The sequence below is a fragment of the Cupriavidus sp. 01L46 genome, assembly GCF_056399905.1.
This window is the reverse complement of the sequence record NZ_JBFTSF010000001.1, coordinates 88,974-103,179: the sequence shown is the minus strand read 5'-3', so window position 1 is coordinate 103,179 and position 14,206 is coordinate 88,974. Positions and strand designations below refer to the sequence as shown.

The following is a 14,206-nucleotide window of genomic DNA, read 5'->3' as shown; positions in this document are numbered from 1 at the left end:
ATAGTCAAGATGCCCAATGTCAGGGAGAACGTTATGGACCGACTGTGCAAGGCGGCGACACGCACCGCACAGGTGTTGGTCGTATCTCGCCACGAACCCTATGGATTTGATCCGGCCCAGTTCGGCTCCGGCTGGGAGATTCGCCACATCCAGCAGATCCGGGACCTTAGCCGGGTGGTGCGGGGCAGCGCGCCAATGGCCGGCGTCCTTGATCTCGAGACCGAATACAGCGATGCCGAGCTGATGCAGCTCGAGCAGAGCCTGCAATACCTGCACGTAATGTGGGTGGCGATCACGTCGTCGCGCATGCTGGAAGACGAACGCGTGAGGAGGCTGATACGCGACTACTGCGTGGACTACGTGCGCACGCCGTTTTCGTTCAGCGAACTGCTCTACACGCTTAAACATGCCCACGGCATGGCCTGCCTGCATGGCGCGCGCAGCCACGAACTGGTCGGCCACGGCCCCATGATCGGCGAGTGCGCGGTGATGCGCAGCATGTTCCGCTCGCTCGCCAAGGTCGCGCACAACGAGGCGCCCGTCTTTATCTCCGGCGAGTCCGGCACCGGCAAGGAGCTGGCGGCGCAGGCCATCCATGAAGCCTCGAGCCGGCGCAAAGGCCCGTTCGTGGCGATCAACTGCGGCGCCATTCCGCCGCACCTGGTGCAATCCGAGCTGTTCGGCTATGAGAAGGGGGCGTTCACCGGTGCCAACCAGCGCAAGATCGGCTGGATCGAGCAGGCGCAGGGCGGTACGTTGTTTCTCGATGAAATCGGCGACCTGCCGCTGGAAAGCCAGGTAGCCCTGTTGCGCTTCTTGCAGCAAGGCACCATCACCCGGCTTGGCGGGCACCAGTCGATCCCGCTGGATCTGCGCATCATCTCGGCGACGCACGTGGACCTGGTGGCGGCGCAATCCGACGGACGCTTCCGTGCCGACCTGTTCCACCGGCTATGCGTTCTGACCCTCTCGATCCCGCCATTGCGCGAGCGCGGCGAGGACATCCTGCTGCTGGCCAACTCGGTGCTTGCCGAGCATGGCCACGAGGCCCATCGGCGCATTCGCGGATTCTCGCCATGTTCCACCCAGGCCATGATGCAATACGAGTGGCCGGGCAATGTGCGCGAACTGATCAACCGGGTACGGCGCGCGATCGTGATGACCGATAACCGCAAGATCACCGCGGAGGACCTGCAATTGCACGGTGGCAGCGACTCGCCACGCAAGACCTTGGATGCGATCCGCGAGGAGGCGGAACGCGAGGCGATCCGTACCGTGATGGCAAGCCACGGCTTCCACGTGGTACCTGCCGCGCGCGAGCTCAACGTTTCGCGTGTCACCTTGTACCGGCTGATGCACAAGCACAATATCCGGATCGAGGCGCATCCCGGCGCCGGCGAATAGCCGGCCATCGAAGGACGGGCGGGCTACGGCCCGCTTTTCTTGTCCGGCCTTGGGGTGTTCAGAACGTATAGGGAAAACGCAGCGTCACCGTGTAGTTCGGCGCATCCGGGGTGAGTCCGAGGCCGATCGCGGTGCTCACTGACAAGCCTTTGGTGATCACGTGATTGAAGCCGAATGTCATGGTGGCTACGTTGGCCCGGCTGCCGATCACAGTCTGCTTGACACCCGCGGTGGTGACCTGCGTGCTCGATGAGATGGCGGCATTGAAGGCCATCGACATCGACGTGCGGTCGTTGAGCGCGAGCGCGAGACCGCCGCCAAACCCGATGGTGTCGCCCAGTTTCACATCGGCCGGCGTGACTTGTCCCTGCACCGAGGAGATATCGCTCACTGAGCGCTTGATGTTGTAGGTGTAGCTGCCATTGACGAACAACACCACGGGGTCATAGGTCTTGAGCAGTGACAAGCCGGCCGTCACGGCCCACACGCCGTTGCCCGTGGGCAACTGGTCGGCAATGTTCAGGTTGTTGTTATTGGCATTCGCCGACACCAGCTTGATGCCGAACGGCGAGCGCCCGGTGGGCGCGCGCACGCGGATGCTGCCGACCACGTCGGGCGCGGCGCCGCTTTCGCGCAGGAACTGGTAGTACAGGCCCATGCTGATATCGCCCAGCGCCGTTGTGCTCAGCGTGGCATCGGACAGGCTGGAGGCGGAGCCGCCCGCGCCGCCGGAGATGAAGTTGGTGTTGCGGTACATCACCGGCAGATCGAAGTCCATCGACAGGCGGTCGGACAGGCCGTAGCGTGCGATGGTGTCGTACGTGAGCGTGTGCGACTTGGTCTGGTTGAGGTTGATGGTGCCGAGGAAGATGGCGTCCAGCGCCAGGAAGCCGGACAGCGACAGCGCGCGCCGGTCGTAGTAGCTGTAGATGAAGCCGCTGTCGATGGTCAGGCGCCGCTCGAACAGCGGCGCATGCTCGCTCTGGTAGACCAGGCCTTTGCTCTGCACGCGTGCCTGTTGCTGTGTCTCGCGCGCATCGGAACCCACCACCGGCGTGTCGCCGGCGGGCGTTGCGGTGGCCGTGCCGCCCGCGGCAGGGCTTGCGCTTTGTGCCAAGGAGGGAACGCCGGCGGCGGTCATTCCGCCACCGGCGTTCCCGTTGGCACTGCTCCCCGTTCCTGCTACTACCCCCCGCCCGCGCGCCCCGACCATTTCCAGGTCGTTCAGGCGCTGTTCGAGAGCCTTGATGGTCTTGTCTTGTTGCTCGACCAGTCTTGTCAGCCGTTCGATCCGCTCGTCGGCACTGGGCTGGGCGCTGACCTGCGCCCACGCGCCGGCCGAGATCAGCGTACCCGCCAGGGTACCTATCAGAGCGAGTTCGGTCTTCATCTTTCCCCCCGGAAATCTGAATGGGCGCGAAGCGGGTGCGCCAGCCCTGTGCATGCTGGATTATCGTCGCATCGTTGCGATTGCCGCTAGTGCGTCCCGCATGCTGGTTTGCGTCAGTTGCTGGATCGTCAGTTGCTGCACCTGCAACGTAATGTTGGTGAGGTTGAGCACTTGCTGCGCATCGCCCGTGATGCGTGCCGCCTGCATCAGGCTGCCGCCTTGCGCATTCTGCGTGGCGCTGCCCGCGGCCGACTGGATGGCCAGCGACACGCCGCCGCCTGGCGCGACCGTGGCGCTGGCGGTGATGCCATTGCCGTGTGCCACTTGTGCTGCCGGGTTGCTGCTTGCCATGCTCGGTGTGGGCGCCGCCGCGATGGGTGTGGTCTGGGTCGTGATGGTGCTGACGTTGCTGGCCGAATTGCCATCGCCGGCGATCTGCGCGACCTGGCCCACGCCTGCCACCTGCACCGCGGAGCTGGCAGTGCCGCCATTGCCTTGCACATTGCCGGGGGCAAGGCTCTGGACGCGAGCCGACAAGCTCGCCGTGGCCTGCGCCACCGCGGTGCTGGCGGCGAGGTTGGCGGCGGCGACGCGGGCGGTTGCCGTGGCGATCGCCGTATCGTTCTGCCAGCGCGAAACCATCTCCACCACAAAGCCGCTGACCAGGCTCGCGCCCATGTACTTGCCGCGCACGCCCGCCATTTCCGCGTCGGAGACGAGTTCCGCCATTGCCGGCGAGGCCATCACGTCGCTGGCATCGTCAGCCGCCGTGGATGCCAGCGCAGGCGTTGGCGTGGCCAGCGCCATGCCGGCGGAGCAGCTCAGGCAGAGGAGGCGCAGTGCGGTGTCCATGTCAGAAGTAGTCCATCCGTATCAGGCCAAAGTCAAGCGCCGCGGGCACCATGCCCCCGGCCAGCGCGGCATTGGTCCGGTCGCGCAAGGCGGGCGCGGCGATATCGAGCAGCGGCGAGTTTGGATCGAACGGCCGGCCGACGATGGCGAACACCAGCCCGTTCCAGTTCGCCGCGAAATCCTCCTCCTTGATGATGCGGTTGCCCAGCGCCGGATCGGCAACGAACACGCGCCCGTCGATAGCCTTGCGCACCACCACGAAATGCAGGTAGCCGTTGACGTCGAGCAAGGTGATGACCGGGATCTTGAGTTGCCGCAGGGCGCTGTAGTCCACGCGGAATCCCCGTCCGCGCAAGCCCAGCGTTTCGACGTAGTTGCGCATGTCGAGCATGGAGAAGCCATTCTTGACCACGGTGTCGGCGTCGGAGATGCGCAGCATGTCCTCGACGATCCTGGGCTCCGCCAGGTCATAGCCGTAGCCGTAGCGCAACAGCGTGCCTACCGCGGCCGCGCCGCAACTAAAGTCAAGCTGCTGGCGCATCATGTTCTGGTAGCGCATCTCGAGCATGCTCTTGACGGGCTTCCTGAGCATCGGCTGTCCGTCGATGTCGATCGTCATCGTGCTCTGACCATCGGCACTGAATGCTGCTGCCAGCAGCATGCATGCCCCGGTCACGCGGAATAGCGCGCGCATGACACTCCCCCTTGGGCGGGTTGAGCCGGCGTCCCCCGGACCCCGGCTCTCCTGCCGCGTTCGTGCTGTTGCCGCAGTGCTTGCTCAGTGGGTCGCCGTGGAAATGGCGAGCCCGTTGCTCTGCGCGTTGCCGGCCCCGGCGGCGATATTTACGCCGATGTTGCCCACTGCGTTGACCAGGGCGCCGCCGTTGAGCGTGGCGGCGTTGTTCGGCCTGCAGCCGCACATGGACAGGTCATTGCCGTAGGTGGTCTGGTCATTGGACGCGGTTGCCTTGGCCAGCGCGCCGACAGGGTCCCCGCCCTTGCGGCCGCTGTCGCCGCTGCCCATATTGACCGAGGCCGCCAGCGCATTGCTCTGCAGGTTGCCGGCGCCCGCGGCGATGTTCACGCCGACGTTGCCCTTGGCCCCGGCCAGCATGTTATCGGCCATGCTGGCGCTGTTTGCGGCGCCGACCATGTGCATGCCGTTATCCCCGGTCTTCTGGCTGGAGAACACCTGCGCCGAGGCGAAGACATCCGACGCGTCGATGCTGGCCAGCGCGGCCTGGTTGGACTGGCCGTTGCCAGCGCCAGCGGATATGTTCACGCCGATATTGCCTTGCGCATTGAACAGCGCGCTGCCGCCGCCGAATGCACTGTTGGTGGACGGGCCGATGCGCACGCTGTTGTCGCGCGCGCTTTGCTGGCTGTTGACCACCGCGCCCGATTCGGACCTGAAGTGGATATCTCCCCAGGCAAAGCCGAAGCCACGGACATAGATGTCGTTGCTGATCGCTGTCTGGCTGTAGATATCGGCGTCGTCCGGCCGGTCGAAGTAACTGAAGCCGCCCGCGAATGCGCTGGTTGAAAGCGCGATGCCCGCTGCAATGGCGAGGATTTTCGTTCTCATGATTTTCTCCTTCCCTGCTTAGAAAAAAGTGCCCGCCGGGGGACGGAGCACAAAAACGTTGGACGAGACATTCCCCGATCCTGCCGTCTGGTTCAGCTGCACCAGGCCAGTTGCGTTGCGGTAGGCATCTGGCTGGATGACTGCCTCGCGCGGACCCGTTGCGTGGCCCGCTGAACCCGGGCGACTTCCTCCGGCCGATTCCGCGGCTAGCAAGCCGTCGGAGATGGCTTCGATCTTTACGCTGGCGGCCGGCGCCAGCACTGCCGCATTGATTTGCACGTTGCCGTTGCCGCTGGCCACGTTTGCCGAAAGCATCCCGCTGCCATTGGCGAAGGCACCGCCGCCGATCTGGCTGACGGCGCTTGTCGCGGGTGCGGTTGCGCCGGCACGCTGCCGCGATTGCACATCCGCGCTGCCACTCGCGATGGCGGCCTGGTTGCTTTGCGCGTTGCCGCTGCCGGCGGCCAGGTTCACGGCCGCGCGACCGGCAACGCCGGTGAGCGCGCCGACATCGATGCGGGTGCTGTCGGTGGTTGAGCCCTGGACCTGCGCATGGAGCGGCAGGCAGGCAAGCATCAGGGTGGCAAGCCAGGCAGCGTGGTTGCCGCGCATGGTGTGGACGCCTGTCATGGCCGGCCTCCCACCGCGAGCGGCGCCAGTCCGCGCATCAAGGCGCCAGTCATGTTGCCGCTAGCCTGCGCGACCTGGCCGGCGATGCCGACCGGAACGCTCCCGGCGCCACTGCCACTAGCCAGGCCCTCGATCTGGCGGGGCGCCAGGGCCAGCCGCCCGGTGGCGGACTGGCTGGCGCCGGACACGGCGTTGCCGGCCGCGCTGCGGCCTACCGCGGCAGCGAGATCGCTGTCGGTCAGGTCGCTGGCGATGGCGGCGGTGGACTGCTGGAAACGTGCGGACGGAAACGGTTCGACAGCGGCGGCTATCGGCATGTCCCCCTGCGGTATGCCGCGATAGGCAATACGCGGCTCGACGCTGCGCAGAACGACGATATCGCTTGAGTCTGCAATCGCGGAGAAGGAAGCAAGGGCGGCGACAAAAGCTGCAAGACCGATGGCGCAGGCCGCGCCAGTCGATACGAACGCCTCCGTGCCGTCATTCGCGCTGGCGGCTGACGCATGGCTGAACTCACTCCCGCGTTGTAGGACTCGTCGCGTCATCTTTTTATGTCTCCCTGTGGCGAACAGAGCGACAAGCGTGCCAATACCCTGCAATCGAGCGCTGGCAACGGTTTGCGGGTGGTGCGCGAGAGCGCGCGGAAGTTCCCTGATAGAGGAAGAACATTATGGTTGCAGCGCTGTAACGCGGCATTGCCGATGGTGCCGGACGAAAGCGATCGCCGATTGGGCGCAAGGCCATGCTGAGTCAGGCACGACGACGCGCCATGAGCGCCCGCAAGGGCGGGCCGGTGCTGGTTGCATCGCTGAAACAGGGCTGGGGCCGGCAAGCGTGCCGCCCGGTCTTTGGTATCGGCGGCAAGGCGGGCGGCCCGGGCAGTCTGCGTCCCGCCTGCGCCGCTTTACGCGCGTTTGCAGGCGCGCGGCTCCGTACGCAGAAACGGGTACGCTCCGGGCTTGCAGGAGCGTGATGCCTGGGTCGGCGGCATTGGCCTGGGCGCGCCGTTGCGAAGCTGTTGGCGCTCAGGCCGGCAGCACGGGCAAGGCTGATGGAGCAAGAGGTGTCTGCGCGGTGCCGGCGGCTTGCTCGGCCAGTGCACCGGAGATGGGCTTGGGTCCGGGCTGGCTGCGTTCGCAGCCGGCGGCGGCGAGCAGGCCGAGCGCCAGGAAGACGGCGGTGCCAAGGCGGCGGAGGGTTTTCCGGTTCATGGTGCCTCCTTCTGGTTGTCGAAAGGTGGTGTGCGGGAGGACGGTACCTGGACGGCTGGTGCTTGCGACCAACCGCCCCGGCGGCGCCGTTCACCCGCAGCGAGACGGCGCGTAGCCCACCTTTTAGTCTAGCCGTTCACGGCCCGGACCGGGTCGGAACCGGGGGCGCGAGCCGCGCCCGGGCGGCTTGGGCAAAGCGCGGGATGGGCTGTATCATGAACCTTGGAACGGATAACAAAACGGGAGAAGGCTTCATTGGAGTCCCATCATGTTGCGCTACGCCGTGGTTTTCTTCGTCATCGCCATGATCGCGGCCGTGTTTGGCTTCGGCGGCATCTCCGCCGCGGCGGCGGAGTTCGCCAAGATCCTCTTCATCATCTTCCTCGTGCTGTGCGCGGTGTCGTTGATATGGGGCCTGAGCAAAGACCGGGGCTAGGGCAGGTCGCCGAGCCCTTTAGCCGCCCGACCGACAACGGGATCCACGCTTGAATCCAGCAGATTCTCCCGACCAGTCCCTGGACCGCACGCCACCCAAGCGACACGCTCGCGGCATCGGCCATTGGCTGCCCGATCGCCACACCGCCACGCGCACGGCCAAGGTGGTGCTGGCCGCGGTCAGCGCATGGCTGGCGCACCGGGCCGCCAGCAAGGGCGCGGCGCTGTCCTTCTACATGCTCTTCTCGATGGCGCCAGTGCTGGTGCTGGTGATCTCGATTGCCGGCATCTTCTTTGGCGCGGAAGCGGCACGGGGCGAGATCTTTGCCCAGATCGACGGCCTCGTCGGCGCCCAGGGCGCGGCTGCCATCCAGGAAATCCTTGCCGCCACGCACCGCTCGGGTGGTGGCGGGCTGGCCGCAGCCATCGCCACCAGCATCTTGTTTGTCGGCGCCACCAGCGCCTTCGCGGAACTCAAAGGCAGCCTCGACGAGATCTGGGAGACACCGGCGCCGCAGGGTGCCGGCTGGCAGCAATTGCTGCGCGCCCGCTTGCTCTCGTTCAGCCTGGTGCTGGTACTGGCTTTCATGCTGCTGGTGTCGCTGATCGTCAATGCCGCGCTGGCGGTAGTCGACCGGTTTTGGGGCCAGATGTGGACGCAATCGTGGTTTTCGCCGGTGGCGGACGTGCTTTCAACGGCATTTTCATTTGGCGTGGTGACCCTGCTGTTCGCAGTGATCTTCAAGATGCTGCCCAATGCCCGCATCGCCTGGCGCGACGTGGCCATGGGCGCCATCATCACCGCCTTGCTGTTCTCGGTGGGCAAGCGGCTGATTGGCCTTTACCTGGGCAATAGCGCCGTGGCTTCGTCCTATGGGGCCGCGGGGTCGGTGGTCGCGTTGATGTTGTGGGTGTATTATTCGGCACAAATTTTCTTCTTCGGTGCCGAGCTGACCCGCCAATACGCGCTGCAATTCGGCAGTTTGCGAGGGCAAAGCATCGGCCCGCCGCCCGATCCGCGCGCGGCCGGTCCCGCGAACCGGTAAAATACGGCCCGATTCCCTTCGTGCATGCCCGCAGTGCCCGGCCCCCGACCGCAAGCTGATGGTCGCGCCGGCCCCTGGCGCCGGTCCGCTGCGCCCCGGGCCCTTTTTCATCTTCTGTTTGCCGAATCCACTGCCGTGAGCTCGCTCGTATCCGAAATTGCGCGTCGTCGCACCTTTGCCATCATTTCGCACCCTGACGCGGGTAAGACGACCCTGACCGAAAAATTGCTGTGGTTCGGTGGCGCCATCCAGGTCGCGGGCGAAGTGCGCGCGCGCAAGGCCGACCGCCACGCCACCTCCGACTGGATGGAGCTGGAAAAGCAGCGCGGCATCTCGGTGACCTCGTCGGTGATGCAGTTCCCGTACCGCGAGAACATCGTTAACCTGCTCGACACCCCGGGCCACGAGGACTTCTCCGAAGACACCTACCGCACGCTGACCGCGGTGGACTCCGCGGTGATGGTGATCGACTCGGTCAACGGCGTGGAAGCGCAGACCATCAAGCTGCTCAACGTCTGCCGCCTGCGCGACACGCCCATCATCACCTTCATCAACAAGCTCGACCGCGAAGGCCGCTCGCCCATCGAGCTGCTCGACGAAATCGAGGACGTGCTGAAGATGCAGTGCGCGCCGATGACCTGGCCGATCGGCATGGGCAAGGCTTTCCGCGGTGTGTACCACCTGATCGACGACCGCGTGCAGCTGTTCGACCCGCACGGCGAGAAGGGCACCTCGGCCATGGTCCAGGGCCTGGACAACCCGGAGCTGGACCGCGTGCTGGGTACCCAGGCGGAAGAGCTGCGCATCGAGATCGAACTCGTGCGCGGCGCGTCGCATGCCTTTGACAAGGACGCGTTCCTTAGCGGCAAGCAGACGCCTGTGTACTTCGGCTCGGCCGTCAACAACTTTGGCGTGCAATCACTGCTCGATGCCTTGTGCGAGCTGGCACCGCCGCCGCAGGGCCGCAATGCCGAGTCGCGCGCGGTGGAGCCGCAGGAGCCCAGGTTCACTGGCTTCGTGTTCAAGATCCAGGCCAACATGGACCCGCGCCACCGCGACCGCATCGCGTTCGTGCGCGTCTGCTCGGGTCGCTTCGAGCGCGGCATGAAGGTGCAGCATGTGTCCACCGGCAAGACGATGGCCATCAACAACGCCATCACCTTCATGTCGCAGGACCGCAATACGACCGAAGAGGCTTACGCTGGCGACATCATTGGCGTGCCCAATCACGGCACCATCCGACTGGGCGATGCGTTCAGCGAGGGCGAGGCGCTCAAGTTCACCGGCATCCCGTCGTTCGCGCCTGAGTTCTTCCGCCGCGCGCGGCTGAACAACCCGCTCAAGGTCAAGCAGTTGCAAAAGGGCCTGCAGCAGCTGGCGGAAGAGGGTGCGACGCAGATGTTTCGCCCGATCGCTTCCAACGACCTGGTGCTGGGCGCCGTCGGCATCCTGCAGTTCGATGTGGTGGCGCACCGCCTGGAGCACGAGTACGGTGTCGACGCGATCTTCGAGTCGCACGACTGCGCCACCGCGCGCTGGCTCAAGGGCGACCCCGCGGAGATCGATAAGCTGATCGAGAAGGCGGGCCACAATGTGGCGCTCGACGGCGCCGGCGACCACGTCTACCTGGCGCCCAGCATGGTCAACCTGCGCCTGACGCAGGAGCGCTTCCCCAAGCTGCAGTTCATGGAGACGCGCGAAATCGTTTGATTTTCGCGCTGCCAGAGCGATCTGGCGCAAGCGCCGCCCGCTCGGGCGGCGCGCCTAATCCAGGCGCATGAGGTAGTGCAGGACCAGCGTGCAACCGGAGCACAGCACTACCGCATTGACCATGCGCAGGAACTGCTCGCGCGACAAGCGCAGCGTGATCCTGCGCCCGGCCCACAGGCCCAGCGCCATCGCCGGCGCCAGCAGCAGCGCCAGCTTGATGATGGCCGCACCCGCATAGACTCCCGCCAGGGCAAATAGCACCAGCCGCGTCAGCGTACTCACGCCGATCAGCGTGGACTGCGTCATGCGCATGGCGTCCTTGCCCAGCCGGCCCGACAGGTAGATCGCATAGAGAAAGCCGCCGCTGCCGAACATGGCCGAGCACACGCCGCCGCCCAGGCCAAAGGGCAGCGCCGCGCGTGGCGTGAAGCCGGTGGGCCGCTTGCCGGCAAGCGACCAGATCGCATACCCCATGGCGAACACGCCAAGCAGCAGCGGCAACAGGTCCGACTGCAGCTTGAGCAGCAGTGCGGCACCCACCAGGCTGCCGGCCAGCATGCAGGGCAGCAGCCGCCCAAGCTCGGCGTGGTCGGCGGCGCGGCCATCGCGCAGCAGGGCAAAGGCTGCGGCCGTGCAGTCCATCAGCGCCAGCAGCGGCACGATCTGGCGCACCGGCATCAGGTAGGCCAGCAGGGGCCCGGCCACCAGCGCGGTGCCGAAGCCCGCCATGCCGAAGATCACATAGGCGCCGGCGATGGCCACGCACATGGCGAGGTAGGCAGGCAGGGAAACGTCGGGCAGCAGGGCGGTCAGGTCCACGGGCATTGGCATCAGGGTTGCGTGCCCCACAGCATAGGGACGCGTGCGTGCTCGGACCAATATCAAAGCGCCCCGCGATCCATCGCAAAGCGGCATGGCAGCGCGCTGGGCGCGGCGCGCGCGCCATGGCACACTTGCGCGCACGACCCAGGCCGATGTCAGCCCGTCCGTCCCATGAGCCCGCCCATTCAATGAGTCCGTCCCTCAAGCAGTTGCGCTACTTCGTTGAAATTGTCGATGCCGGCAGCTTCAGCCTGGCCGCGGAGCGGCTCTTTATCGCGCAGTCGGCGCTGAGCCGGCAGATCAAGGAGATGGAGGGCATGCTGCAAGTGGTGCTGCTGGTGCGCAAGCCGCGCCATGTGGAGACCACGCCAGCCGGCCGCGCTTTCCTGGAGGCGGCGCGCCGCATCCTGGCCGAGCTGACCGAGGCCTCGGCGCAGGCGCGTCAGGTTGAGCGCGGCGAGCAGGGCACGGTGCGCCTGCTGCATTCCAGCTCGGTGCCGCTGACGCCGGCATGCACGGCGGTGCTGCGCGAGTACCAGGCGACGCACCCGGGGATACGTTTCGAGATCTCGCAGGCCTCCAGCGAACAGCAGGCCATGGAGATCGAGGAGGGCCGCGCCGACCTGGGCCTGGCGCGCGAGCCGCTGCTGCGCCGGCTCCCCGGCGTCGAGGTGGACCCGCTCTATGAAGAGCGCCTGGTGCTGGCGGTATGCAGTGCGCATCCGCTCGCGCATGAGCAAAGCGTGGCGTTGGAGCGGTTGCGGGAAGAGTCCTTCGTGTCGCTGCCGCATCCGGACCGGGGCGGCCTGAGCCATCGCGTGGCGCAGTGCTGCCTGGAGCGTGGCTTCTATCCGCGCGCGGCGGCGGCGATCTCGCGCAAGCTGTCGCAGCTGGCGCTGGTGGAGGCAGGGTTTGGCGTAGCCTTGGTGCCGGCTTCGCTCAGTCGCCTGGCACCGCCGGGCGTGCGCTGCGTGCCGCTGGCCGATGCCGGCGGCGATAGTCGCTGTGATAGTCGCTGTGATAGTCGATGTGATACGCGCGTGCTGCTGCTGTCGCGCCGCGACGCCGCGCCAGCCGCCGCGGCGCTCGCGCAGTGCCTGCGTGCGGCGCTGTCGCCTCGATAGTCGCCTTAATCGCCTTAGTCGCTTAGTAGGCCAGCGAAGCCTGAACGTAGAACGTGCGCGGCATGCCCACGTACTTGCCCGCGTTGTTGTCGGTGGAGCGGGTGAAGTAGCGGCGGTCGAACAGGTTCTTCACGCCCACCGCGATCTTCAGGTTCTGCGCCGCCTTGCCGAAGTCGTAGCCCAGGCGCAGGTTCATCAGCTCGCGCCGCTTTCCACCATGGTCTCGCGGTCGACGATGGTCCGCGCCCCGGGGTGCTCCAGCACCTTGGCCTCGTTCGGGCTCTCCAGCCAGTTGCCGACCACCGTGACGGCATTGAGGGTGCTTTCGGCGCTGAAAGCACCTGGGGTTGCCGCGTCAGGGGCGGTTGCCGGCGCGGCCGCGGGCTGCGGGTCGGCCGCATGCACGCACAGGGTCAGGCAAAGCAGGGCAGCGCCGATGGCGGCGCTGGAGAGCTTGAAGGTGGGCTGCAAAATGGAATTCCTGGGAAGCGCTGGCGGGGATCCGTGCATCCGCCGCATCGAGGGCTCGCGTTATAAATACGAATCATTATCGATTCCACTGTGTGTGTCTTCCCCGTTGCAACAATGCATCATTGTTGATACATGAAAGGGGGTGGGACGTGATGCATGCGCCTGCATGCACGCCGCGGCTCGGATAGAATTCGTGCCAGCTTTGCCCCGCCGCCCGTCCTGTCATCACAGCCATCCATGCCGACCCCTGCTTCCGTTCCGGCCCCCGAGCCGGACTCAGTCTTTCGCGACCCTTCATTTCGGCTGTTCTGGTTTGCCCGCCTGTGCACCACCATCGGCTACCAGATCTTTACGGTGGCGGTAGGCTGGCAGATCTACGATCTCACCCGCGACCCGTTCATGCTTGGCATGGTGGGGCTGGTGCAGTTCCTGCCTTCGGTGATGCTGCTGCTGATGTCCGGCCACGTGGCCGACCGCTTCGACCGGCGCCTGATCGTGCGCATCTGCCAGACGCTGGAAGCGCTGATCGCGGTGTCGATGGCGGTGGCAAGCTTGTCGGGCTGGATCACGCGCGATCACATCTTCGTGTTTGTGGCCCTGATCGGCGCCACCCGAGCCTTTGAAACGCCGACCCTGCAAGCGCTGCTGCCAAGCGTGGTCACGCCACGCATGTTTCCGCGCGCGGTCGCGCTGTCCAGCTCCGCCACGCAGACGGCCATCATCATCGGCCCCGCGCTGGGCGGTTTCGCCTATGTGGCTGGCCCGGGCGTGGTCTACGCCATCAGCGCCACGCTGTTCGCCGTGGCCGCCTGCCTGGTCACCGCCCTCAAGCTGCGCCAGGCCGCGCAGCGGCTGACCACGCCGGTCAGCATCGCCACGCTGTTCGCGGGTTTTTCGTATATCCGCGGCCGGCCGGTGCTGCTTGGCGCGATTTCGCTGGATCTCTTTGCCGTGCTGCTAGGCGGCGCCACCGCGCTGCTGCCCATCTACGCGCGCGACATCCTGCATACCGGCCCCTGGGGCCTGGGCCTGCTGCGCTCGTCGCCCGCCATCGGCGCGCTGGCGACCGCGCTGTGGCTCGCCCACCATCCGATGAACCGCCGCGTGGGCCGCGTGATGTTCGGCGCCGTGGCCGTCTTCGGCGTGGCGACGATGGTGTTCGGCATCTCGCACTGGTTGCCGCTGTCGATGGCGGCCCTGGTCATGCTTGGCGCCTCCGACATGATCAGCGTGGTGGTGCGCTCCACGCTGGTCCAGCTCGATACGCCCGACGACATGCGCGGGCGCGTGGGCGCGGTCAATTCGGTCTTTATCGGCGCGTCCAACCAGCTTGGCGAGTTCGAGTCCGGCGTGACGGCTGCCCTGTTCGGGCCGGTTGGCGCGGTGCTGCTTGGCGGCATCGGCACGTTGTTGGTGGTGGTGGTGTGGATGCGCCTGTTCCCCTCGCTAGCCTCGCGCGACCGCTTGCACAATCACCCCGTCACAGCTTGAAATAAGGTCCAAACCGGCCGGTCCCAGCACCGGCC

General features: G+C 66.2%; 15 protein-coding genes and 1 pseudogene. 6 read left to right on the top strand and 10 right to left on the bottom strand.

Annotation, left to right across the window (positions count from 1 at the left end; genetic code table 11):
• Positions 1-33 precede the first annotated feature (33 nt).
• Entirely contained in the window at positions 34-1,404 is a 1,371-nt protein-coding gene (locus AC1DS3_RS00440) for a sigma 54-interacting transcriptional regulator (protein WP_441632568.1), read from the top strand.
• Between the two features lie 58 nt (positions 1,405-1,462).
• Here AC1DS3_RS00440 and AC1DS3_RS00435 read toward each other — a convergent pair whose 3' ends face one another.
• The 7 genes from AC1DS3_RS00435 to AC1DS3_RS00405 form a co-directional block, all read right to left on the bottom strand.
• The gene (locus AC1DS3_RS00435) at positions 1,463-2,794 is read right to left on the bottom strand and encodes a transporter (protein ID WP_441632566.1); all 1,332 of its coding nucleotides are present in this window, start codon (positions 2,792-2,794) and stop codon (positions 1,463-1,465) included.
• A 60-nt stretch (positions 2,795-2,854) separates the two neighbouring features.
• Complete coding sequence (locus AC1DS3_RS00430; RefSeq protein WP_441632564.1) at positions 2,855-3,646, bottom strand: hypothetical protein; 792 nt, start codon at positions 3,644-3,646, stop codon at positions 2,855-2,857.
• A 1-nt stretch (position 3,647) separates the two neighbouring features.
• Positions 3,648-4,340, bottom strand: coding sequence for a C39 family peptidase (locus AC1DS3_RS00425; protein WP_441632562.1), 693 nt, complete (start codon positions 4,338-4,340; stop codon positions 3,648-3,650).
• 84 nt (positions 4,341-4,424) lie between these two features.
• Positions 4,425-5,231, bottom strand: coding sequence for a hypothetical protein (locus AC1DS3_RS00420; protein WP_441632560.1), 807 nt, complete (start codon positions 5,229-5,231; stop codon positions 4,425-4,427).
• Between the two features lie 18 nt (positions 5,232-5,249).
• Positions 5,250-5,861, bottom strand: a complete 612-nt coding sequence (locus AC1DS3_RS00415) for a hypothetical protein (protein ID WP_441632558.1) — start codon at positions 5,859-5,861, stop codon at positions 5,250-5,252.
• Positions 5,858-6,406, bottom strand: a complete 549-nt coding sequence (locus AC1DS3_RS00410) for a hypothetical protein (RefSeq protein WP_441632556.1) — start codon at positions 6,404-6,406, stop codon at positions 5,858-5,860. The genes AC1DS3_RS00415 and AC1DS3_RS00410 overlap by 4 nt, the downstream gene beginning before the upstream one ends.
• 480 nt (positions 6,407-6,886) lie before the next feature.
• A complete protein-coding gene (locus tag AC1DS3_RS00405; protein WP_441632554.1) occupies positions 6,887-7,072 on the bottom strand; it encodes a hypothetical protein in 186 nt (61 codons plus the stop codon).
• Positions 7,073-7,340: 268 nt separating this feature from the next.
• Between AC1DS3_RS00405 and AC1DS3_RS00400 the strand changes: the two genes are divergently transcribed.
• From AC1DS3_RS00400 to AC1DS3_RS00390, 3 genes are all read left to right on the top strand, one after another.
• Positions 7,341-7,508, top strand: coding sequence for a DUF1328 domain-containing protein (locus AC1DS3_RS00400; RefSeq protein ID WP_150989214.1), 168 nt, complete (start codon positions 7,341-7,343; stop codon positions 7,506-7,508).
• A 79-nt stretch (positions 7,509-7,587) separates the two neighbouring features.
• Positions 7,588-8,553, top strand: a complete 966-nt coding sequence (locus AC1DS3_RS00395; RefSeq protein WP_441632849.1) for a YihY/virulence factor BrkB family protein — start codon at positions 7,588-7,590, stop codon at positions 8,551-8,553.
• A gap of 135 nt (positions 8,554-8,688) precedes the next feature.
• Entirely contained in the window at positions 8,689-10,263 is a 1,575-nt protein-coding gene (locus AC1DS3_RS00390) for a peptide chain release factor 3 (RefSeq protein WP_441632552.1), read from the top strand.
• A 54-nt stretch (positions 10,264-10,317) separates the two neighbouring features.
• Here the strand turns inward: AC1DS3_RS00390 and AC1DS3_RS00385 are convergent, their stop codons facing one another.
• A complete protein-coding gene (locus AC1DS3_RS00385; protein WP_441632550.1) occupies positions 10,318-11,094 on the bottom strand; it encodes a sulfite exporter TauE/SafE family protein in 777 nt (258 codons plus the stop codon).
• Positions 11,095-11,273: 179 nt separating this feature from the next.
• Between AC1DS3_RS00385 and AC1DS3_RS00380 the strand changes: the two genes are divergently transcribed.
• Positions 11,274-12,209, top strand: a complete 936-nt coding sequence (locus tag AC1DS3_RS00380; RefSeq protein ID WP_441632549.1) for a LysR family transcriptional regulator — start codon at positions 11,274-11,276, stop codon at positions 12,207-12,209.
• Between the two features lie 22 nt (positions 12,210-12,231).
• Here the strand turns inward: AC1DS3_RS00380 and AC1DS3_RS00375 are convergent.
• Positions 12,232-12,405, bottom strand: a pseudogene (locus tag AC1DS3_RS00375) (hypothetical protein); the annotation flags it as partial.
• On the bottom strand, positions 12,405-12,680 hold the full coding sequence (locus AC1DS3_RS00370) for a hypothetical protein (protein ID WP_441632547.1): 276 nt from the start codon (positions 12,678-12,680) through the stop codon (positions 12,405-12,407). The pseudogene AC1DS3_RS00375 and the gene AC1DS3_RS00370, both read right to left, overlap by 1 nt.
• A gap of 237 nt (positions 12,681-12,917) precedes the next feature.
• Between AC1DS3_RS00370 and AC1DS3_RS00365 the strand changes: the two genes are divergently transcribed.
• On the top strand, positions 12,918-14,171 hold the full coding sequence (locus AC1DS3_RS00365; protein ID WP_441632545.1) for an MFS transporter: 1,254 nt from the start codon (positions 12,918-12,920) through the stop codon (positions 14,169-14,171).
• Positions 14,172-14,206: the final 35 nt, after the last annotated feature.